Origin of the sequence: Brevundimonas sp. (genome assembly GCF_035935935.1) — a bacterium.
Classification (GTDB): Bacteria; Pseudomonadota; Alphaproteobacteria; order Caulobacterales; family Caulobacteraceae; genus Brevundimonas.
In genome coordinates, this window is sequence record NZ_DASYWO010000004.1 from 95,018 (window position 1) to 114,305 (window position 19,288).

A 19,288-nucleotide genomic window follows, 5' to 3' on the forward strand; every position below is an offset into this window, starting at 1 on the left:
TGGCCGGGGCGCAGGAACGCGCTATCGATGCCCGCGCGCTCACGTGTGCGCGTCGCGTCCGGGGATCCGCAATGAAGTCCGTCGTCTTCGCCGTCGCGCTGGCCCTGGCGGCCGCCCTGCCGGCCGCCGCGCAGGACCGGCCGGACTGGTCGCTGGCCATCCACGGCGGGGCGGGCGTCATCGAGCGCGGACAGCTGACGCCGGAACAGGACGCCGCCTATCGCGCCGCTCTCGACCACGCGCTGAACGTCGGCGCCGAAGTGCTGGCGAACGGCGGCAGCTCGCTAGACGCGGTTGAGGCGGTGATCCACGTGCTGGAGGACGACCCGCTGTTCAACGCGGGGCGCGGTGCGGTCTTCACCGCCGACGGGCGCATCGAGCACGACGCCGCCATCATGGACGGGACCACCCTTGCCGCCGGCGCGGTCGCCGGTCTGACCCGCACGCGTCATCCGATCAGCGCGGCACGGGCCGTGATGGAGAAGTCGCCCCACGTCTTCCTGATCGGCGCCGGCGCCGAGGCCTTCGCCCGCGATCAGGGTCTGGAGGAGGTCGACCCGTCTTTCTTCTTCACCGAGCGCCGCTGGCAGGGACTGGTTCGCCAGCTTGAGCGCGAGGGCCGGCCCATGCCGCCCCGGCCCGAAGGCGCACCGCCGCCGCCCGACGCCTCGGCGGCGTTGGTCGCCCCGCCGCTGGACGAGCGCAAGTTCGGCACCGTCGGCGTGGTGGCGCTGGACCGCGAGGGGCGACTGGCGGCCGGCACCTCCACCGGCGGCATGTCGGGCAAGCGCTGGGGCCGCGTCGGCGACGTGCCGGTGATCGGCGCGGGCACCTACGCCTCCAACGCAGACGGCTGCGCCGTCTCGGCGACGGGGTCCGGCGAGTATTTCATCCGGGCGACCGTGGCGCGGGACATATGCCACCGCACGGCGGCGGGCGCCGGCGTGCAGGCCGCCGCTGATGCCGAGATCGTCGACGTCGGCTCGATCGGCGGCGACGGCGGCGTCATCGTCATGGGGATCGACGGCACGGCCGCCTTCGCCATGAACACGTCGGGAATGTATCGCGGCCGGGTGTCGGCCACCGCGCCCGCCCGGGTCGCGATCTACGCCGACGAGCGCGAGTGACCCCCGGCATGCGCGCACTCCACCCGCGCGGAACCTGACGTCTGGGCCGCCGCCTGCCCCTCCTGATGCGGCCCCGGCTGAGGCCGGACCTAAGCTGGGCCGACCTCGCCTCGGTCTTGGCGCCTCCACCGGAAACGGAGGGCCTGAACGCCCGCATCGCCCGGCTTGCGCCGCCCGGCGTGCACGTCGTCGTGGGTCTGTCCGTCCGGACGCTGTTCGACGCGCTGCTCAGCGAAATTAATCAGGACGCTCCGGTGGCCTTTTCGGGCATGACCATCGCCCACATGCCCGAGATCGCCCGCGCGCATGGGCGCCGCGTCGAGGCGTGGGACCTGAACCTGACCGACCTGTCCGTCCGACCGGGAGCGGCCGACGGCCGCGTGGTCGTGATCGCCCAGCTTTACGGCCGTCGACCGGCCCTGCCGCCACTGCCGGGCGCGGCGCTGGTGATCGAGGACTGCGCCCAGGCCTTCGCCGGATCGCTGGATGTTGGCGAAGGCGCCGACGTCACCCTGTGGAGCTTCGGACCCATCAAGACGGCCACGGCTCTGGGCGGAGCGGTGGCCGTGTTGCGCGACGCGGATCTGGCGGCGCGCCTGAGAGCGCGGCTCGCGGCGTACCCTCCTCTGCCGGAAGCGTGGCTTCGAAAGCGCGCGTTGCGGACGGCCGCCCTCAAGATGTGGGCCACACCCTTGGGCACGGGCCTGACGCTCAACCTGCTCGATCTGGCCGGGCGCGACGCGGACGCCGTGCTCGGCGGCGCCGCCCGGGGGTTTCCCGGCGCGGAGGTGCCGCAGGCCTTCCGACGCGCGCCGCCCGCCGTTCTCGTCGCCCTGCTGGCCCGGCGGCTGGAGGGGTGGGCGCCGCCCTCTTCGGACGCCCAGGTCGACGCGGCCGCCCGGGCCTTGGGCTCGCCCGGGGCGGAGGCGCCGGGACGGTGGTGGCTGCTGCCCGTCCTGACGGCCCGTCCGGACGCCCTCGTTTCCGCGCTGCGCTCGCGCGGGCAGGACGCCACGCGCGGGGCCACCTCGATGCGGCCCGTCGCCGACGAGGGCGGGAGGACGCCGCCGAATGCCGCTCGGCTGGCCGCCGAGGTGGTCTATCTGCCCAAGCCAGGGACCGCCGCCCAGGCCGGGCGCCTGATCGCCGACGTGCGCCTCAGCCGCGCTCGCCCGGACTGAGGTCGCCCAGCCCATCCTCGGGCGCGCCGACGCCGTGCTCGATGCGCCCCAGCTCGACTTCGGCGCGGGAGAAGACCTCCTCCTGCCCGTCGATCAGCAGCTCATCCTCGTCCACGTCGGCCTGACCCCCGGCCGCGGCGCGAGGGTCAGGCTTGTCCGGCGTGTTCGTCACATCGCACCCCGCAGGCGTTCGGCCTGCTGGAGGTGGGCCTCGATCTTGGGCACGACGTTGCGGGCGTGGCCGGCCAGACCCGGCGCGTCCGTGTTGTCGGAGAAGCCGCGATGCAGGGTCAGCGCCTCATTGTGGGCGGCCACCTGCTGGTCCAGCCAGACGCGGTCGAAGTCGCCCGGCGCGGCCGAGCGCAGGTTGTCGATCAGGCCCTGACGGCGTTCGTCCAGCGCGGTCGGAATGGCGGTGTCGGCCGCTTCGCGCTGCGCGATCGGCTTGAACATCTCAGAGGCGGCCGTGTGGTCGGTGCGGATCATGGTCGCCAATTCGCGAACGCCCGCGTTCTGGCTTTTCTCCAGCGCGATTTCGGCGGCCTGGATCTCGTACATGTCGCCCATCGCGGCGTTGGGCACGTAGCCCATGACGGTGTTGGCGCCCATGGTGGCCGCCGAGGTCTGGCCGACGACGGCGGCGGCCTTGTCCTGGGCCGCGTCGACGGCGGGCGGCGACTGCTCCTGCTGGCAGGCGGCCAGAGTCAGGGCGGCGAGTGAAACGGCGGCGAAGGCGAGTCGGGTCATGGAATCCTCCTGGAGATGTGGATCAAACCCGCGTGATCTCCCGACTGTTCCTGTGTCGGAAAGCCGACGGAGGCGCGGCTGGCGCGGGCCGGCAGGAGGGCCTAGGGGAGGGCATGACCCCGCCCGAAGACGAACTGTCCGCCATGGCCATGGAGGAGCTGGATGCGGCTCTCGACCTGTCGTTTGACGAGATGAAGCGCATCACCCCGTGGGGTGACAGCTTTCCGGGCTTCGCGCCGTCGGGGCGTGAGGTGGAAGTCGAGCGCCGCTATCTGTGGGCTCATGAGCCTGCGGGCGGCATCCTGATCGAGGTTGAGGTGCGCGATCCCGCTCTCAAGGTCGGCGCCGAAGCGAGAGCCGTGCTGGCGCCGGAGGGCTGACGGGCGCTAGAACGGGACCTCACTGTGAAGGTCGTCCTCATGCGCTTCCGCCTCGCCTTGACCGCCGCTGCCGTGTCGGCGCTGTCGTCCGCCGCCGCGGCGCAGGACATGTTCATCCACGGCGGGACGATCCATACGGGGGTCGACGGCGCCCCGCCGGCGGAGGTGGTGGTCGTCCACGCCGGCCGCATCGCCTGGGTCGGCTCCGAGCGGGACGCGCCGGCCGTGATTTCCACCATGCCGCGCCTCGACCTGAAGGGCGCGACCCTGTTCCCGGGCTTCACCGACGGCCACGCCCATCTGAACGGCATCGGCCAGCGCGAGCTGACGCTGAATCTGGAAGGCTCGGCCTCCGTCGCCGAGGCCATGCAGCGGTTGTCGGACTGGGCGGAGGCCAATCCCGACGGGCCGATCATCGGCCGCGGCTGGATCGAGACCCACTGGCCGGAAGGCCGCTTCCTGACGCGTCAGGATCTGGACGTCGCCGCACCGGGGCGGATCGTCCTGCTGGGGCGTGCCGACGGTCACGCGGTGGTGGCCTCGTCCGCCGCGCTTCAGGCCGCGGGCATCGACGCCGACACGGTCGCGCCCGACGGCGGCGAGATCCTGAAGGACGCCGAGGGCCGGCCGACCGGCCTGCTGGTCGACGCGGCCGAGCAGCTGGTCGCCGGCCTGATGCCGCGTGAGGACGAGGCGACCAGGCGCCGCGCCTACGACGCCGGCTTCCGCGTCTACGCCCGCTACGGCTGGACCGGCATCCACTACATGAGCGCGCCCTGGGCCGACGTGCCCCTGCTCGAGCGGATGGCCGAGGAGGGCGCGGCCCCGATCCGGGTCTACAACAGCGTCACGCCCGACGGCGCTCAGGCCCTGTTCGCCTCCGGACCCCGCTCGGTCGCGGACGGCCGGGTCATCACCCGGGCGGTCAAGTTCTACGCGGACGGGGCCTTGGGTTCGCGCGGCGCGGCACTGTTCGAGCCCTACGCCGACCGGCCCGACACGACGGGCCTGATGCAGATGGGCGACGGGATCGTGCCGGTTTACGAGGCCGCGCTGCGCAGCGGCATCCAGGCCGCGACCCATGCGATCGGAGATCGCGGCAACGCGTCGGTGGCGGGCTGGTACGCGCAGGCGATGGAGGCTGTGCCGGCGTCACAGCGTCCGAATGGCGCCGACGTCCGCTGGCGCATCGAACATGCGCAGATTTTGAGACCGTCCGACTACGGATATTTTGAGAACCTGCCCATCGTGGCGTCGATGCAGCCCAGCCACGCCATCGGCGACCTGCACTTCGCGCCCGCCCGTCTGGGCGACTCCCGGTTGGGCGGCGCCTACGCCTGGCACAGCCTGACGGACCGCGGCGTCGTCGTGGTCGGCGGCTCGGACGCGCCGGTGGAGCGCGGCGACCCGGCCATCGAATTCTACGCCGCCGTCGGCCGCCGGGATCTGTCCGGCTTTCAGGGACCGGACTGGCGACCGAACGAGGCGGTGGACCGCGCCACGGCACTGAAGATGTTCACCCTCTGGCCGGCCTGGGCCAGCTTCCGCGAGGACGAGCTCGGCACCGTCGAGGTCGGCAAGCGGGCCGACTTCACCGTCTTCGACGTCGACCTGATGACCGTGCCGATCCCCGACATCCCGAAGGCGAAGGCGGTCTACACGATCGTCGACGGCGTCGTGGTCTATCGCGCCGAGGACTGAACCAGCGTCCCCTGTGCGGTCAGTGTGCCCTCGGCCGTCTCGGTGACCGTCAGGGCCAGCGGCTCGAGTCCGTGCGTTGCGCGCAGAGCGGCGATCCAGCCGAACAGCGCAGGCGTGGCGGCCGAGGCGACCGTGAAGTCCAGCCCGCGTTCGCCGGGCGCGAAGCCCACCTGCAGCCCCATCGCCGCGGCCGCCGGTTCGGCCCGCGCCTGAAGCGCGGCGGGATCGGACGCGGCCGGCGGCGTCATGCGCGCGGCCGCCGCCTCGAACAGGGCAAGCCGCACCTCGGCCTGCGACCGGCGCTCCGCCGCCGCCGCGCGCCAGTCCAGCGATGGCGCGACCGCGCCGTACCACACGGCCAGCACAGCGATCAGGCCGCCCATCACCGACAGCAAGGCGCGTTCGCGCGGGCTGCGCCCGGCCCACCACGCCGCCATCCGCTCCATGCGGGCCCTCATCTTGCAGCTCCCACGATGACGTCCGAGGCTACGCGGCCGCCGTCGTCCACGGTGGAGACGTCCACCAGCGTAAGGCCCTGCGCCTCCATGGCCGTGCGGATCGCCTCCAGATCCTGATAGGCGGCGTACCGCAGCGAGGCCCGCACGCCGCCCTCGGGATCGACAGTCAGACTGTCCATCTCCGCCTGCGGCACGGCCTCGAGCGCGGCGAACAGGGCTGCGGCGGCAGAGGCGACGCCGCCGGGCGGCGGCAGCACGGCCAGCCGCGTCTCCGCCTCCGCCACGGGATCGGCTGCCGAGGCCAGATCGGAGATGCGGCGCGCCGTCGCTGCGGCCCGGGAGTCGGCGTCGCGGGCGGCCGCGTCGTCGCGGATGGCCTCGGCCAGAATGAGGGCGAGCGGCGACAAGGCCAGGACGCCCGCCAGCGCAATGGCCCGCCGCCACCGCTTCAGACCGCCGGCCTCCGATCGGGCCGACACGGCCAGATCCAGCGCGGGGTGCATCGCCGCACGCACCAGCATGCCCTCGACCCGCCCGGGATCCTCGACGGCCAGCAGGGGGCGGTCGCCGGCGACGACGTCGGCCAGGTCAGGCTGCACCGTGACGGCCAGGTCCTCGGCGCGCAGGGCCAGGTCGTCGCCGAACCGGACGGCCGTCGCCGCGCCGTCCAGCCCCGCCTCCAGCGCAAGGGCGTCGGGCAGGAGCACCGCCCCCGTCACGCCCGACAGGCGAAGCCAGTCGCTCCACGACGCCGCGGCGGCCTCGTCCACCACCGCGACCCAGCGCCGACCTTCGGCGTCCGCGGCGCCCACGGCCGCGCGCAACGTCTCGCCGGGCGCCGCCAGGTCGTCCCTCAGCGACCACAGGGCGGCCGCCCGCGTCTGCGCCGGAGTGCCGGCCGGCAGCGCGAGCCGCCGCATCAGGACCCGCGCGCCGGGCACGATCACGACGGTTCGAGGCGCCGATGCAGTCGCCGGCGCGTCCGGCGACAGGCGGCCGCGTTCCAGCACGGCGCCCGAGGCGTCCAGCGTCATAAAGGGCGCGGCCTCGTCGGCCCGTCCGGGCAGAAGGATCAGTCGGGTCGGGATCATTCTTCGGGCGTCCAGCGGTGAACGACGGTGCGAACCGTCGCGTCGGGCATGACCTGCAGCAGGGCCGTCCGGACCGCGACCGCGTCGCCGTGCCGGACCTCGATCGCGAGATCGAAAAAGCGGGTGACCAGCGTCAGCTGGTCGTAGACGTCGGACGGCGCCTGCGCGGTCGCCAGCGCCGGCTGACTCCAGAAGGCGTTCAGATCGGTCCAGCCGTCGGCGGGCCGCGCGGCGACGGCGGCCCGGGCCTGCGCGGGCGTGATGCGGCCCTCGACCAGCATGACGAGCAGCGGCGCGTCGTCCGGCTGCAGCCCGTTCGGATTGATCGGGCTCAGGACGGCCTCGGGCAAGGCGCAGAGGTGCGGCCTCAGCCGGGCGTAGACCTCGGCGTCCACGCCTTTCACGGCGCGCAGCTCGCTGACCTCGGTCAGCAGCGTGCCGGATGTGCGGTAGGGGCGGGGCAGGGCGGCGTAGGCGGCGTCTTCGGCCCCTCGCGGAAGGGCGGAGGCGTCGCTGTCGATCCAGTCGGTCAGGGCCTCGGCCACGCCGCGCATGCGGCCTTCGTCCAGCCCCACGGCGCGGCCCAGCGCCACCAGCTGGGCCGCCCCGCGCGGGCGCGCGGCCCAGGCGCCCGGTCCGCCCTGCACCACGCCGTTCAGGTTGAAGCAGGCCTGACCGTCCCGCATCACCGCCGACACCGCCCCGCCCTCGTCGGTCGGGAAGCTCAGGGGGCGACCGTTCCAATCGGGCTGGAAGGGCGTGCGCGTCGGGTTCGCGCGCGTCAGTCGGGCGAGTCGTTTGCGTGCCAGCGCCTCGGCGCCGATGGCGTACCACTGGGCCTGGCCCATCTGGTCGGCGTTGACGGCGCGTCGCAGCGAGAACCGCACGTCGTCCAGCACCGCCGCGGCGATCGCCGCCATGACGGCCACCATCAGAAGGACGGTCAGCAGGGCCATGCCTTCGCGCACGCGGGTCATCGGTCCCATCCCACCAGCAGCAGCAGTTCGACGGGCCCCACGTCCTTCAGCGTCATCCGCACGCGGACCGCGTCCGGCGCCATCTGCATCGGCGGACGCGGCGTGAAGACGGGCGTCTCGACTTCCAGCGAGACGAAGCTGACCCGCACGTCCGAAACCTCACGCGCGACGACCTGCGCCGGACCCAGGGCCGCGCCCGTCACCTGATCGGCCACCCGGCGCTCGAGCCTCCCCTCGACGACCCGCCATTCGACGCGCTGCAACGACGGTCGCGCACGCCCGGCAGGGTTGGCCCAGCCGGTGCGGATCAGCCCCAGCATCACGCCGTCGCCCGTCTGGATCGGACTGACGGTCGGGTCGGACCGACTCACGGTCTGCCCCACGTCGGCCTTCAGCAGGGCCCGCAGCCGCTGCAGCTCGGCCGTGCGCGCGTCCGCCGCCTTCACCGCGAACCGGCCGTCCACCGCCGCCGCCATGACCGCCGTGCCCGCGGCGGCCAGCAGGGCGAAGATCACCAGGGCGATCAGCACCTCGGCCAGGGTGAAGCCGGACCGCGTCCTCACTGCGCCCGCCCCCGGAACAGGATGGCCTCGCCGGCCGTCCAGACGCCGTCTTCCGACACCTTCACCTCGATGCGGATCATGTCGGGTTCGGGCGTGGCGGTGACGATGCGGCGCCAGCGCCACTCGCGCCCGGCCATGGACGCCGTGCCCGCCGTCTCGCCCTCGGCCGGCGGATCGACGCTGGTCAGGGCCTGAACCGCCAGATTGTCGGCGACGATCGCCGCCACCGTCCGCGTCTCCACGTCCGCCGCCGCCCGCGCGTTCTCGCCCGACAGTTTCAGCAGCGCCAGCGCCGCCAGGCTGAACACGGCCAGGGCGACGAGCAGCTCGATCAGGGTGAACCCGTCCCGGCGGGTCATCGCACGACCACCTCGCCGGCCGCGTCGACGACGACGGTCGCCCGGACCCCGTCGCGGGTCAGGGCGATCTCGGCGCCTTCCGTCACGCCCGTCGGATCGAAGGTTACGCGGGCGTCGGCCGGGACGACCGTCGCGACCGTCCCCTCTTCCCAGCGCTCGGGTCCGAAAGGGCCGTCGGTCAGCGGCGCCCACGCCGCGCCGTCCAGTCGCGCGAAGCCATAGCCGTCGCGCTGGAACTCGACCGTCGTCGCGCGTCCCGCCAGCAGCGCCTCCTCTCGCGCCGCCACCAGCCGTGCGCCCAGGCGCTCGGCCTCCTCGTTCACTCCCGGGCGTGGATCGGGCGCGACCAGAACCACCGCCGTGGCGGCCACGCCGACCACGGCAATCGTCACCAGCAGCTCGACCAGGGTGAAGCCGGGCCGAGGCAGCCGGCCGTCAGCCTTGCCAGTTGCCCAGGTCCGCATCCTCGCCCTCGCCCCCCTCCCGACCGTCCGCGCCCAGAGACCAGACGTCGAACGCCTGCCCGTGCGCGCTGGGGCGGCGGTACTGGTACGCGTTGCCCCACGGATCTTCCGGCAGGCGGCGGACATAGCCGCCCTGGCGATATCGCTCCGGCCGCGTCAGCCCGACGGGCGCCGCGGCCAGCGCCTGCAGACCCTGTTCCGTGGTCGGAAAAACCAGATTGTCGAGCCGGTACTGCTCCAGCGCGGTCTCCAGGGTGGCGACGTCTGCGCGCGCCTTGCCGATCATGGCCCTGTCCTGGCTGGGCAGGACGTTGATCGCCACCACGGTGGCCAGAAGGCCGATGATGACGATCACGACCATCAGCTCCACGAGCGTGAATCCCTGTCGGGCCGTGCGGGCCCTGACGCGCGGCCGGCGCGGCTCTCCGGGACGGGGGCGCCGTGCGATGATGCGGGGCAGGGCTTTGATCAAGGTGTCTCGCATGGCGTCTCTCAACCGGCGGCCAGGGTGTTGATCTGGAGGATGGGCAGCAGGATCGACAGCACGATCACGGCCACGACGCCGCCCATGACCACGATGACGATGGGTTCCAGCAGGCTGAGCATGACCGCCGTGAACGTGGTGAACTCCCGCTCCAGATAGTCGGCGGCGCGGTCCATAATCGGCTCCAGCCGGCCGGAGTTCTCGCCCGACGCCGTCATGTGGACCAGGATCGGGGGGAAGACGCCGGCGCGCCGCATCGCGGCCGCCAGACCCCCACCCTCACGCACCGCCTCGGCCATCGACTCGGTGGCCTGTCGCAGACGCATGTTGGCGACCGTCCGCGCCGTGATCGTCAGACCCTCCAGCACCGGAAGGCCGGATGCGATCATCGCCGCCAGCGTCCGGGCCATGGCCGCCCCGTGCAGGTCGCGCATCAGCCGCCCGATCACCGGCAGGGTCAGGATCCACGTGTCGGCCTTCAGCCGCAGCGCCGGCCGCCGCAGGGCCACTCCGACTCCGGCGGCCCCGCAGACGACGGCAAGGGCGGCGATCCAGCCGCCCGTCCGCATGGCGTCGGAGACGGCGATGACGATCCGCGTCAACAGGGGGAGGGTCTGGTTCATGCTGTCGAACTGCTCGACCACCTTGGGCACGACCAGCGTCATGAGGGCGATCACCACGCCCAGCGCCACCACGGCCAGAACGGCCGGGTAGACCAGCGCCGTGATCACCTTGCCGCGCACCTGCTGGTCGCGCTCGAGACCCTCGGCCAGACGCTCGAGGATCGGGCCGAGACCGCCGGAGCTTTCGCCCGCCGCCACCATGGCGCGGTAAAGCGGCGGAAAGGCCTGTCCCTGGCGCGCCATGGCGTCCGACAGGCGGCGGCCCTCCAGAACCCCGGCGTGAACGCCTTCCAGCACGCGGCGGGCAGCCGGACGATCAGCCTGCAGCGCCAGCGTGCGTACGGCCTCCTCGACCGGAGCGACGGCGATCAGGGTCGCCAGCTGACGCGTGATCAGCGCCAGCGACCGGGCCGGCAGACGCGCACCCTTCGACTTCGCGGTAGCGGCGGTCGTCGTGAGGCCGACGGCCGCTTTCACCTCCAGCGGCATCAGCCGCCGCTTCTGCAGGGCGCCTCGGGCGCGGACCTCGTCGGTCGCCTCGACGGCGCCCGTCACGCGACGCCCGCCGGCGTCCAGCGCCACATAGTCGAACGCCGCCATCAGGCCGCGGCCTCGTCCGGCGCGGCGCCCGCGTCCCGGCGGATCACACGCACGGCTTCTTCCAGCGAGGTCGTGCCGGCCAGCACCAGATCGCGCGCCCGCGTCGGCAGGTCCGCCCCGGTCTCGAAGGCCGCTTCGGCGATGGAGTCCTCGCCCGCCTCAGCCGCGATCAGGCGGCGCACGCGTTCGTCGACGCGGATCATCTCATAGACGCCGACGCGACCCTGATGTCCGGTGTGGTTGCAGACGGCACAGCCGACGGCGCGCCAGACGCGCGTACCGGCCTCTATTCCGATCAGCTTCGCGCTCGCCGCGTCGGTCGCCTCCTCACGGCGACAGACGGTGCACAGCCGCCGCACCAGCCGCTGGGCCACGATCAGGCGCAGGGTGGACGCCAGCAGGAACGGCTCCACCCCCATGTCGCGCAGACGCGTGACCGCCCCCGCCGCGTCGTTGGTGTGCACCGTCGACAGCACCAGGTGACCGGTCAGGGAGGCCTGCACGGCGATCTGCGCCGTCTCCACGTCGCGGATTTCGCCCACCATCACCACGTCGGGGTCCTGGCGCAGGATGGCCCGCAGACCGGCGGCGAAGGTCATGCCGACCTTGGTGTTCACCTGGGTCTGACCGATGCCCTGGACGGCGTACTCGACCGGATCCTCGACGGTCAGGATGTTGCGCGTCGCGTCGTTCAGCAGCGACAGTCCCGCGTACAGGCTGGTGGTCTTGCCGGACCCGGTCGGCCCGGTGACCAGGATGATGCCGTTCGGCTCGCGCAGCGCCGCCTCGAAGGTTTCCAGCGACGCCGGATCCATGCCGAGGTCGGCCAGACCGAGGTCGCCCTGATCCTTGTCGAGGATGCGCAGCACCACGCGCTCGCCCGCCCGCGACGGCAGGGTCGAGACCCGGACGTCCAGCGTCTTGCCGCCCAGTGCAAGCGGGATGCGCCCGTCCTGCGGGACGCGCTTCTCGGCGATGTCGAGCCGCGCCATCACCTTCACCCGCGACGCCAGAAGCGGCGTGATCCGCGGGTTCAGGCTCAGCGCCTCTCGCAGCACGCCGTCGACCCGGAAACGGACCACGAGCGCCGTCTCGTACGGCTCCAGGTGCACGTCCGAAGCGCCCGCGCGCACCGCCTCGGCGATGATGCCGTTGATCATGCGGATGACCGGCGCGTCGTCCGACCCGTCGAGCAGATCGGCGGCGGCGGGCAGGTCGTCGATCATGCCGTCCAGCCCGTCGGGCAGGGCCATATCCGCCTCGTCACCGACACGGTCCCCGGCGTAGACGTCGGCCAGGCGCCGGTCGAACTCGGCGCGGCCCAGGCGTTCGACGGACAGCCCCATTCCCAGCACGCGCCGGACCTCGGTCAGCGCCAGCGGATCGGCGCCCTCGCGCAGCCCGACGCGTGCCGTGTCGCCCACGTCCAGCAGCACGACGCCGGCCTTGCGGGCGAAGCCATAGGGCAGCCGGGGCGCGGCGAAGGCGGTCATGTCAGGGGCTGGCCCTCGACCGGGGCCACCGGCGCGGCGGGCGCGGTTTCCAGATACTGCGGCGGGACGGGAGGCTGGGTGCGGATGTAGTCGCGGAGCAGTTCGTCGAGGCTCGGCTCCTGATCCGGCGCCACGCGCAGCTGCTGGTCGCGCATGTAGCCCCAGCGGTCCGCGGACAGGCGCCGGGCGTCTTCCGGCGTCCGGACGATGGTCGGGCGGATGAAGACCATCAGATTGGTGCGGCCGCGCTGGCGGCTCTCAGACCGGAACAGGCCGCCCACCACCGGCAGGTCGCGCAAGCCGGGAATGCCGTCTACGGAGACGCGCTCGTTCTGGTCCAGCAGGCCGCCGGCCACGGCGATGTCGCCGTCGTCGACGACCAGCGTCGTCTCGATTTCCCGCGTGTCGAACACCAGATCGCCGGCGCTGTTCGAGAGGATGCCGTTCACGCTGGACACCTCCTGCCGGATGTAAAGAGTCACGCTGTCGCCCGCATTGATCTGGGGGCGGACGGTCAGGCGGACGCCGATCTCCATGCGCTCGGTCGTGCGGAACGGGTTGGTCTGGCCGTCCAGCAGGACGTCGCCGGTGGTCACCGGCACCTCCTGCCCGACGAGGATGTTGGCTTCGACGTTGTCCAGCGTGATCACCGACGGCGTCTGCAGCAGGTTGGAACCCGCGTCCGTCTTCGCCGCGTTGATGATGAAGCCGAACAGGCCGTCGCCGATGCGCCCGGCGCCGCCGCCGATGAAGCCGTTGGCGCCCAGCAGGCTGTTCAGAGCGAGGTCGCGCGCCTGTTCCAGCAGGGGATCGTCCTCGTCCAGCTCTTCATTGGCCGCGACGCCGCCGAGGATCGGCAGCAGCGGTGCGCTGCGGTCGCTGTAGTTGGTGAAGCCCACCGGGTTGCCGTCCTCGCCCGCCAGCACCCACTGCACGCCCAGCTCCTTCACGGCGTCGTCCGAAAGCTCGACCACGATGGCTTCGATCAGCACCTGCGGGCGGCGACGATCCAGCTGGGCGATGACGTCCGCCAGCATCCGCTGCGTCTCCGGCGGGGCGGAAATGATCAGGGCGTTGGCGCCGGAATAGCGGGCGATGGTGGCGCGCTGGCCGGTGGCGGTGGTCGCCGTCACCGCCTGCGGCGCGGTCTCTCCGTCGTCGGAGGAAGCGGCGGTCGAAGTCGCGACCGGCGCCGCGCCCGCGACCGGCTGACCGACCACCTGCTGCAGCACGGGCAGCAGCTGTTCGGCGTCGGCGTGCTCAAGAAAGATCACGCGCACGTCGTCGTTCTGAAGAGCCCGCCGGTCCAGATCCGCGATGAGGCCCTGCACGCGCGCCAGCGCCGCCGGCTCGCCCCGCAGGATGATGGAGTTGGAGCTCTCCACGGCCGTCACCGACACCAGACCCGTCCCGGGCTGCCCCCCCGGCGGCGCCAGCACGTCGTCCAGAACGCCGGCGATCTCGCGGGCGTTGGAGTTCTCCAGCGAGACGACGACGATCTCGCTCGAATCCACGTCGATGCGCTCGACCAGCTGGCGTACGCGGCGCAGATTGTCGGCGAAGTCGGCGACCACGATGGTGTTGCTGTTGGGATTGGCCAGAACCTGGCCTTGCGCGCCGATCAGGGGACGGATGGTCTCGGCGGCCGAGGCGGCGTCGATGTCCTTCAGCACGAAGACTTCGGTGCCGAAGCGTTCGGCCCCGACCGTCGCCGGGCCCTGCGCGGCGCCCTGCGCCGGCGCGATGCGGTAGGCGCCCGAACTGGTCGGGATGACCACCAGGCCGTTTGCGCGCAAGGTCGAGAGGAAGACGTCGTACACCTCCGCGCGCGTCAGCGGCCGGTCGCTGGTCACGGTGACGGTGCCCGTGACGGCCGGGTCCACGATGAACGTCCGGCCGGTGGTGCGGGCGATGTCCTGGATGAAGGCGCGGATGTCCGCGCCCTGCACGTTCAGGATCTGGCGCTCCTGCGCCGCCGCCGCGGTGGGCAGCAGGGCCGTGGCCATGGCGACAGCGGCCATCACGCCGAACGCGGAGCCCCGCAGGCCCGTCCTGAAACCTTGCATCAGCGTCCCGTCCGGATGGTGGTGGTCGAGACGCGGCCTGCGCGCTCGTAACGGATGTCCACGGTCGTCGCGTCGGCCAGTTCGGCCCGCAGGCCCGACAGCGCGCCCATGCCGTTCAGCTCGACGCCGTTGACGGCCAGGATGACGTCGCCGGTTTGGAGGCCGGCGCTGCGCAGGGCCTGCCCGTCGCCGGCGGCCGAAACCGTGAAGCCCGACACCGACATCCCCTTCATGCGCGGGCGCAGGGACGCCTGGCCGATCAATCGCCGGGGATCGACCACGGGCGCCGCGGCCCGGGCTTCGGCCGTCGGCTCGGTCCGGGGCGGCGCGACCACCTGTGGGGTCGACGGGGCCGGAGGCGGCGCGGGGGCGCCGGCCGTTTCCCCGAACTCGACCCGTCCGACCACGGGGCCCCGCGCCACCGTCACGTGGTCGGCCGCGACGGTGCGAAGCACGAGCCCGGGAACGATTTCCTCCCCCACGCCGACCGACAGCTGGCGTCCGTCCGCCAGACCCAGAATGGCCGATCCCGCTCCGCCGTCGCCGGCGCGCACGCCGAACAGGCGCAGGCCGTCGACGGCCCCGGCCGCAGCGGGGTCGGCCGGCGTTGCGGCGCCCGGAAAAAAGGCGTCGCTGCGTGTGAAGACGGACGCGTCGGGTCGGGCCACGGACGCGACGGGGGGCGGCGTGGAGGCTTCGGCGGCGGGTGCGAGAAGCGAGAGCGCCGCGCGCGCCGTCTGGCCCAGGATCAGCACGGCCAGCGCGCCTTCGGCCATCAGGCGCAGGCCTTCCGGCCGCGCCCGCAGCGCGACGAAGCGCGTGCCCGCCCGCCCGATTTCCTGACGCACCCGACCGATCACGGCGACGCCCCGCACCACCCCTCCGACGGGGCGGGTTCGTCCTAGACGATGCGTCCGTGCACGGCGCTCATGGCTCTGTGACGTTTGGGCGGCGCTTCCGCGAAACTCGCGCCGATCACGGCGGAACCGTCACGATACTGTCGGATGCGTTCAGCCGCCCTCAGGCAGCGAGCAAAGTGTTGGTGCCCCGGGTCGGGCTCGAACCGACACTCCTTGCGGAACCGGATTTTGAGTCCGGCCGGATTGAAGTATTTTCAGAGTGTTCGCCAAAGGGCGGCGCTGTTGCGGCGCGAACAGCCAGTCAGCAGGCCCGCTCCTGACTCTTCGCGGACCTCCAGAACGTCGACTATCCGGAGCCGTGGTGGCGTTGCCGCCGAACGTTGCCGCAAGTCCGCGGTGCACTGCGGGATCGGCCGCGTCCGGATCTGTGTTAGGGTGTGGAGACGATGGCTCGCGGGAGAACGCCCGCGCGGCCCCAACCGAAGGATTTCGTGGAAGTGCTCTCAAGTCGTATCATCCCGTTGGCCGCTGTCGCCGTGGCCGTTCTCGCCGCGCCGCCGGTGTTCGCGCACGCCCGGCTCTTGGCCGCCACGCCGGCCAGCGGCGCCACGGTCAGCTCTCCTCGCACCATCGCCTTGACGTTCAGCGACCGCTTCGCCGCTCCTTTTTCGACGGTCCGAGTCGAAGACCAAAGGGGCCGTGCGGTCGCACTGACCAAGACCGTTTATCAAGACGGCAAAACCCTAGGCGGCACGTTCGCGGCCCCGCTCCCCGCAGGGGTCTACCAAGTGAGCTGGGCCATCGCGGCGGCCGACGGGCATCGCATGACCGGGAACTACAGCTTCACCGTCCGCTGACGTGCCGATTGATCTGACCGTCGTCGCCCTGCGGTGGGTGCAGTTCGGCTCGGCCGTCGTGGCGCTCGGACTGCCGTTGTTCCAAGTCTACGCATCGGCCGCCGTTCCGGGCACCTCGGGACGTCGGGTGGCGATGATCGCGGGACTGGTTCTGGCGGTGGCCTCCGCGTTCGGACTCTTTGGCCAGACGGCGATGATGGCCGGCAGCTGGGAGGCGGTCGACGCCGCCGCGATCGGATATGTCGTCCAGTCCATGAGCTTGGGGACCGCTCACGTCGTCCGCGCGGGGCTCGCCTTGCTGGGAACGACGGTCTTGCTGCTCGGAGGCGGGCGACGGTCCGCGGCGCTGGTGGCCGCCGCCCTTTTCGCCGGGGCCACGGCTAGTTTCGCCTGGAGTGGGCACGGGGCGTCCAGCCAAGGGCCCGCCGGCTGGATTCACCTTATGGCGGACATCGTCCATGCCTTGGCTGGCGCGGTCTGGCTGGGAGCGCTGATAGGGTTTTCCCTTCTGCTGCTTCATCGTGAGGCCAACGACGTCCACGCGTCGGCACGCTCGTTAACTGGCTTCGGGACGATCGGAACCGCGGCCGTGGCGGCCCTCGCCTTCAGTGGAGTGGTGAACGCGGCTTTCCTGGTCGGCCCCGATGGCTCCCGACTTCTGACGAGCTCCGATTGGGGGCAGCTGCTGGTCGCAAAGCTGGCGCTGTTTCTCTTGATGATCTGGCTGGCGGCCCAGAACCGCTACAGCCTGACGCCGAGGCTGAATCAGGCGCTCACCGAGGGGCGCGACGGCACAGAAGCTGTCCACAGCCTGCGGCTTAGCGTCGGTCTGGAACTGGCCGCCGGCGTCGCTTTGCTGGGGCTGGTCGCGGCAATGGGCGTTCAGTCGCCGCCCGCCTCCATGTGAAGCTCAGCGCGGCGTCCGCGAGGACCAGTGGACATGTCGGATGCGCCAGCCATCGTGTCCTCGCTGAAGGATCATGGTTTCCGCCGTCACGCTGTTGACCGCGCGGCCGTTGAACTCGCCGGTCGTCCGACCCTCCGTCAGCACCCAGGCCAGGTCGCCCTCCACCCATGCGGCGCGTCGCGTGACCTCCGCCGTCGTGGCCGCGGCGAAGGCCATGTCGGCGGAGAGATGGTGGTGAGCATATTCGTCGCGCGACCGCTCCGCCCCGCCGCCTTCCAGAACGACGACGTCCTCAGCCAGGAAGGCCAGAACGGCGTCGCCGTCGCCCGACTTCAAGGCGGCGTGGAATCCCTCGACGGCCGTGACGGCGGAGACCGCGACCGGATCGGCCGATCGCACCGCCGAAGGGGAGGGCGTCGCGTCCTGAGCCGCGGCCGGCGCGGCGATGAGGCCGAGAAAGGCGGCAAGGATCAGGCGGGTCATCATCGGCTCCGAACGGGCGTATGGGTGAAGGGACAGTCGGTCGCAGGCCATGCCGTTGACTCTGTACCAACGTACGCAGTGCAAGTCTGCGCCATGGAATCGAGACCCTATCCCATGATCGAACGAAATCGACGAGGACTTCTGAAGGGACTTGGCGGCGCGGCCACGGCCTGGGCCGCGCAGGGCCTGCTGCCCGTCTGGGCGCAAACGGGTTCGCCGGGACTGCGCGCCGATCTCCCGACGCTGGAAGGCCCCGACGTGCGGCTGAGCGTAGGCCACTCGCCCTTCACCGTCGGCGGCCGGACAGGCCATGCCATCACGGTGAACGGGACCCTGCCCGCGCCGCTGATCCGGCTGCGCGAAGGCCGGACGGCGCGGCTTTCGGTGACCAACACCCTGGATGAGGACACCTCGATCCACTGGCACGGGGTGCTGCTGCCCTTCCACATGGACGGCGTACCGGGCGTCAGCTTTCCCGGCATCCGGCCGGGCGAGACGTTCGAGTACGAGTTCCCGGTGATCCAGTCGGGCACCTTCTGGTACCACAGCCACTCCAACCTGCAGGAGGCGATGGGCCACTACGGGCCGCTGATCATCGATCCGGCGAGGGCCGATCCGGTCACCTACGACCGCGAGCATGTGATCGTCCTGTCGGACTGGAGCTTCCTGCACCCCCACGAGATCCTGGACCGGCTGAAGAAGAGCCCCGGCTATTTCAACCAGTCGCGCACGACCCTATCGGGCCTGATCTCCGGCGAGGACGGGATGTCGCTGGCCGACCGCCGGATGTGGGGCCAGATGCGGATGGACCCGCGCGACGTCGCCGATGTCAACGGCACGACCTACACCTATCTGGTCAACGGCCATGGTCCGGCCGAGAACTGGACCGGCCTGTTCCGGCCCGGCGAGCGGGTGCGGCTCAGGGTCATCAACGCCTCGGCCATGTCGATCTTCAACGTCCGCATCCCGGGCCTGGCCATGACGGTGGTCAACGCCGACGGCGAGAACGTGCGCCCCGTCGAGACCGACGAGTTTCAGATCTCGGTCGCCGAGACCTATGACGTCGTCGTCCGGCCGACCGAGGACCGCGCCTACACCCTGGTCGCCGAGTCCGTGGACCGCTCCGGCATGGCGCGGGCGACGCTGGCGCCGCGTCTGGGCATGACGGCCGAGGTTCCGCCACTGCGCGAGGGGCCGACCCTGACCGTGCGCGACATGGGCATGGGAGGGATGGCCGGGATGGACCATTCGGCCATGGGACACGGAATGGATCATTCCGCCACGGGTCACGGCGGCATGGACCACGACATGCGCAACCCGGACAACGCCCCCGCCGGCATGGCGGTCGGCGTCGGGGTCGACATGATCTCGTCGGACCCGGCCAACCGCCTGGGTGAGCGGCCCATGGGGCTGGAGCACGTCCCGCACCGGGTGCTGGTCTACACCGACCTGGTGTCGCTGGCCCCCAACAAGGACCAGAGGCCGCCGTCTCGGGCCCTCGAGATCCACCTGACCGGCAACATGGAACGGTTCATGTGGGGCTTCGACGGGAGCAAATTCTCCGAGATCGTCGAACCAATCCGTTTCGAGCGGAACGAGCGGGTGCGCGTGACCTTGGTCAACGACACCATGATGGCCCACCCCATCCACCTGCACGGCCACTTCTTCGAGCTGGTGACGGGCGGCCCGTCCGGGCATCAGCCTCTGAAGCACACGGTCAACGTGGCGCCGGGGTCCAAGGTGACCTTCGACCTGACGGCGGACGCGCCCGGCGACTGGGCCTTCCACTGCCACATGCTGATGCACATGCACGCGGGAATGTTCAACGTCGTCACCGTCCGCCCGCTGGATGGAGACGCGGCATGAT

General features: G+C 71.8%; 21 protein-coding genes and 1 tRNA gene. 7 read left to right on the forward strand and 15 right to left on the reverse strand.

Annotated elements, in window-relative coordinates; genetic code table 11:
• Nucleotides 1-71: 71 nt before the first annotated feature.
• Both VGR32_RS03760 and VGR32_RS03765 read left to right on the forward strand, forming a co-directional pair.
• Nucleotides 72-1,127: an isoaspartyl peptidase/L-asparaginase gene (locus VGR32_RS03760; protein WP_327448187.1), complete on the forward strand. Its 1,056-nt coding sequence runs from the start codon at nucleotides 72-74 to the stop codon at nucleotides 1,125-1,127.
• 116 nt (nucleotides 1,128-1,243) lie between these two features.
• Nucleotides 1,244-2,308, forward strand: a complete 1,065-nt coding sequence (locus VGR32_RS03765) for a DegT/DnrJ/EryC1/StrS family aminotransferase (RefSeq protein ID WP_327448189.1) — start codon at nucleotides 1,244-1,246, stop codon at nucleotides 2,306-2,308.
• Here VGR32_RS03765 and VGR32_RS03770 read toward each other — a convergent pair.
• On the reverse strand, nucleotides 2,286-2,480 hold the full coding sequence (locus VGR32_RS03770; RefSeq protein ID WP_327448191.1) for a hypothetical protein: 195 nt from the start codon (nucleotides 2,478-2,480) through the stop codon (nucleotides 2,286-2,288). The genes VGR32_RS03765 and VGR32_RS03770 overlap by 23 nt on opposite strands.
• A complete protein-coding gene (locus tag VGR32_RS03775) occupies nucleotides 2,477-3,055 on the reverse strand; it encodes a DUF4142 domain-containing protein (RefSeq protein WP_327448193.1) in 579 nt (192 codons plus the stop codon). The genes VGR32_RS03770 and VGR32_RS03775 overlap by 4 nt, the downstream gene beginning before the upstream one ends.
• A 113-nt stretch (nucleotides 3,056-3,168) precedes the next feature.
• On the opposite strand from VGR32_RS03775, the gene VGR32_RS03780 reads away from it, so the two are divergent.
• Nucleotides 3,169-3,435, forward strand: a complete 267-nt coding sequence (locus tag VGR32_RS03780) for a hypothetical protein (RefSeq protein WP_327448195.1) — start codon at nucleotides 3,169-3,171, stop codon at nucleotides 3,433-3,435.
• Between the two features lie 39 nt (nucleotides 3,436-3,474).
• On the forward strand, nucleotides 3,475-5,136 hold the full coding sequence (locus tag VGR32_RS03785; protein ID WP_327448197.1) for an amidohydrolase: 1,662 nt from the start codon (nucleotides 3,475-3,477) through the stop codon (nucleotides 5,134-5,136).
• On the opposite strand, the gene gspM is transcribed toward VGR32_RS03785, so the two are convergent.
• The 12 genes from gspM to VGR32_RS03845 all read right to left on the reverse strand — a co-directional run bounded on the left by gspM (nucleotide 5,118) and on the right by VGR32_RS03845 (nucleotide 15,452).
• The gene (gene gspM / locus VGR32_RS03790; protein ID WP_327448199.1) at nucleotides 5,118-5,594 is read right to left on the reverse strand and encodes a type II secretion system protein GspM; all 477 of its coding nucleotides are present in this window, start codon (nucleotides 5,592-5,594) and stop codon (nucleotides 5,118-5,120) included. The genes VGR32_RS03785 and gspM overlap by 19 nt on opposite strands.
• On the reverse strand, nucleotides 5,591-6,685 hold the full coding sequence (gspL, locus tag VGR32_RS03795) for a type II secretion system protein GspL (RefSeq protein WP_327448201.1): 1,095 nt from the start codon (nucleotides 6,683-6,685) through the stop codon (nucleotides 5,591-5,593). Before gspL ends, gspM begins: the two co-directional genes overlap by 4 nt.
• A complete protein-coding gene (gspK, locus tag VGR32_RS03800; RefSeq protein ID WP_327448203.1) occupies nucleotides 6,682-7,662 on the reverse strand; it encodes a type II secretion system minor pseudopilin GspK in 981 nt (326 codons plus the stop codon). Before gspK ends, gspL begins: the two co-directional genes overlap by 4 nt.
• On the reverse strand, nucleotides 7,659-8,225 hold the full coding sequence (gspJ, locus tag VGR32_RS03805; RefSeq protein ID WP_327448205.1) for a type II secretion system minor pseudopilin GspJ: 567 nt from the start codon (nucleotides 8,223-8,225) through the stop codon (nucleotides 7,659-7,661). The genes gspK and gspJ overlap by 4 nt, the downstream gene beginning before the upstream one ends.
• Complete coding sequence (gene gspI, locus VGR32_RS03810; protein ID WP_327448207.1) at nucleotides 8,222-8,584, reverse strand: type II secretion system minor pseudopilin GspI; 363 nt, start codon at nucleotides 8,582-8,584, stop codon at nucleotides 8,222-8,224. The genes gspJ and gspI overlap by 4 nt, the downstream gene beginning before the upstream one ends.
• A complete protein-coding gene (locus VGR32_RS03815) occupies nucleotides 8,581-9,048 on the reverse strand; it encodes a GspH/FimT family pseudopilin (protein ID WP_327448209.1) in 468 nt (155 codons plus the stop codon). Before VGR32_RS03815 ends, gspI begins: the two co-directional genes overlap by 4 nt.
• Entirely contained in the window at nucleotides 9,020-9,532 is a 513-nt protein-coding gene (gene gspG, locus VGR32_RS03820) for a type II secretion system major pseudopilin GspG (RefSeq protein WP_327448210.1), read from the reverse strand. The genes VGR32_RS03815 and gspG overlap by 29 nt, the downstream gene beginning before the upstream one ends.
• An 8-nt stretch (nucleotides 9,533-9,540) precedes the next feature.
• Nucleotides 9,541-10,755 carry a type II secretion system inner membrane protein GspF gene (gspF, locus tag VGR32_RS03825; RefSeq protein WP_327448212.1) on the reverse strand — a complete coding sequence of 405 codons (1,215 nt, stop codon included), beginning with the start codon at nucleotides 10,753-10,755 and terminating at the stop codon, nucleotides 9,541-9,543.
• Nucleotides 10,755-12,248 carry a type II secretion system ATPase GspE gene (gene gspE, locus VGR32_RS03830; protein ID WP_327448214.1) on the reverse strand — a complete coding sequence of 498 codons (1,494 nt, stop codon included), beginning with the start codon at nucleotides 12,246-12,248 and terminating at the stop codon, nucleotides 10,755-10,757. Before gspE ends, gspF begins: the two co-directional genes overlap by 1 nt.
• A complete protein-coding gene (gene gspD / locus VGR32_RS03835; RefSeq protein WP_327448216.1) occupies nucleotides 12,245-14,314 on the reverse strand; it encodes a type II secretion system secretin GspD in 2,070 nt (689 codons plus the stop codon). Before gspD ends, gspE begins: the two co-directional genes overlap by 4 nt.
• Nucleotides 14,314-15,189 carry a type II secretion system protein N gene (locus VGR32_RS03840; RefSeq protein ID WP_327448218.1) on the reverse strand — a complete coding sequence of 292 codons (876 nt, stop codon included), beginning with the start codon at nucleotides 15,187-15,189 and terminating at the stop codon, nucleotides 14,314-14,316. Before VGR32_RS03840 ends, gspD begins: the two co-directional genes overlap by 1 nt.
• Before the next feature lie 165 nt (nucleotides 15,190-15,354).
• Nucleotides 15,355-15,452 (reverse strand) — tRNA-Leu (locus tag VGR32_RS03845).
• 213 nt (nucleotides 15,453-15,665) lie between these two features.
• On the opposite strand from VGR32_RS03845, the gene copC reads away from it, so the two are divergent.
• Complete coding sequence (gene copC / locus VGR32_RS03850; protein ID WP_327448220.1) at nucleotides 15,666-16,031, forward strand: copper homeostasis periplasmic binding protein CopC; 366 nt, start codon at nucleotides 15,666-15,668, stop codon at nucleotides 16,029-16,031.
• Between the two features lies 1 nt (nucleotide 16,032).
• Nucleotides 16,033-16,938: a copper homeostasis membrane protein CopD gene (gene copD / locus VGR32_RS03855; protein ID WP_327448222.1), complete on the forward strand. Its 906-nt coding sequence runs from the start codon at nucleotides 16,033-16,035 to the stop codon at nucleotides 16,936-16,938.
• Nucleotides 16,939-16,941: 3 nt separating this feature from the next.
• On the opposite strand, the gene VGR32_RS03860 is transcribed toward copD, so the two are convergent.
• A complete protein-coding gene (locus VGR32_RS03860; RefSeq protein ID WP_327448223.1) occupies nucleotides 16,942-17,421 on the reverse strand; it encodes a nuclear transport factor 2 family protein in 480 nt (159 codons plus the stop codon).
• A gap of 114 nt (nucleotides 17,422-17,535) precedes the next feature.
• Here VGR32_RS03860 and VGR32_RS03865 point away from each other — a divergent pair, with 114 nt between their 5' ends.
• Nucleotides 17,536-19,287 carry a copper resistance system multicopper oxidase gene (locus VGR32_RS03865; RefSeq protein WP_327448226.1) on the forward strand — a complete coding sequence of 584 codons (1,752 nt, stop codon included), beginning with the start codon at nucleotides 17,536-17,538 and terminating at the stop codon, nucleotides 19,285-19,287.
• Nucleotide 19,288: the final 1 nt, after the last annotated feature.

Bases quoted from the DNA above. Each gene is read 5' to 3' on its own strand.
- VGR32_RS03760 (WP_327448187.1), top strand. From the start codon at position 72: ATGAAGTCCGTCGTCTTCGCCGTCGCGCTGGCCCTGGCGGCCGCCCTG.
- VGR32_RS03775 (WP_327448193.1), bottom strand. From the start codon at position 3,055: ATGACCCGACTCGCCTTCGCCGCCGTTTCACTCGCCGCCCTGACTCTG.
- VGR32_RS03780 (WP_327448195.1), top strand. From the start codon at position 3,169: ATGACCCCGCCCGAAGACGAACTGTCCGCCATGGCCATGGAGGAGCTG.
- VGR32_RS03785 (WP_327448197.1), top strand. From the start codon at position 3,475: ATGCGCTTCCGCCTCGCCTTGACCGCCGCTGCCGTGTCGGCGCTGTCG.
- gspM (WP_327448199.1), bottom strand. From the start codon at position 5,594: ATGAGGGCCCGCATGGAGCGGATGGCGGCGTGGTGGGCCGGGCGCAGC.
- gspL (WP_327448201.1), bottom strand. From the start codon at position 6,685: ATGATCCCGACCCGACTGATCCTTCTGCCCGGACGGGCCGACGAGGCC.
- gspK (WP_327448203.1), bottom strand. From the start codon at position 7,662: ATGACCCGCGTGCGCGAAGGCATGGCCCTGCTGACCGTCCTTCTGATG.
- gspI (WP_327448207.1), bottom strand. From the start codon at position 8,584: ATGACCCGCCGGGACGGGTTCACCCTGATCGAGCTGCTCGTCGCCCTG.
- VGR32_RS03815 (WP_327448209.1), bottom strand. From the start codon at position 9,048: ATGCGGACCTGGGCAACTGGCAAGGCTGACGGCCGGCTGCCTCGGCCC.
- gspG (WP_327448210.1), bottom strand. From the start codon at position 9,532: ATGCGAGACACCTTGATCAAAGCCCTGCCCCGCATCATCGCACGGCGC.
- gspF (WP_327448212.1), bottom strand. From the start codon at position 10,755: ATGGCGGCGTTCGACTATGTGGCGCTGGACGCCGGCGGGCGTCGCGTG.
- gspE (WP_327448214.1), bottom strand. From the start codon at position 12,248: ATGACCGCCTTCGCCGCGCCCCGGCTGCCCTATGGCTTCGCCCGCAAG.
- gspD (WP_327448216.1), bottom strand. From the start codon at position 14,314: ATGCAAGGTTTCAGGACGGGCCTGCGGGGCTCCGCGTTCGGCGTGATG.
- VGR32_RS03860 (WP_327448223.1), bottom strand. From the start codon at position 17,421: ATGACCCGCCTGATCCTTGCCGCCTTTCTCGGCCTCATCGCCGCGCCG.
- VGR32_RS03865 (WP_327448226.1), top strand. From the start codon at position 17,536: ATGATCGAACGAAATCGACGAGGACTTCTGAAGGGACTTGGCGGCGCG.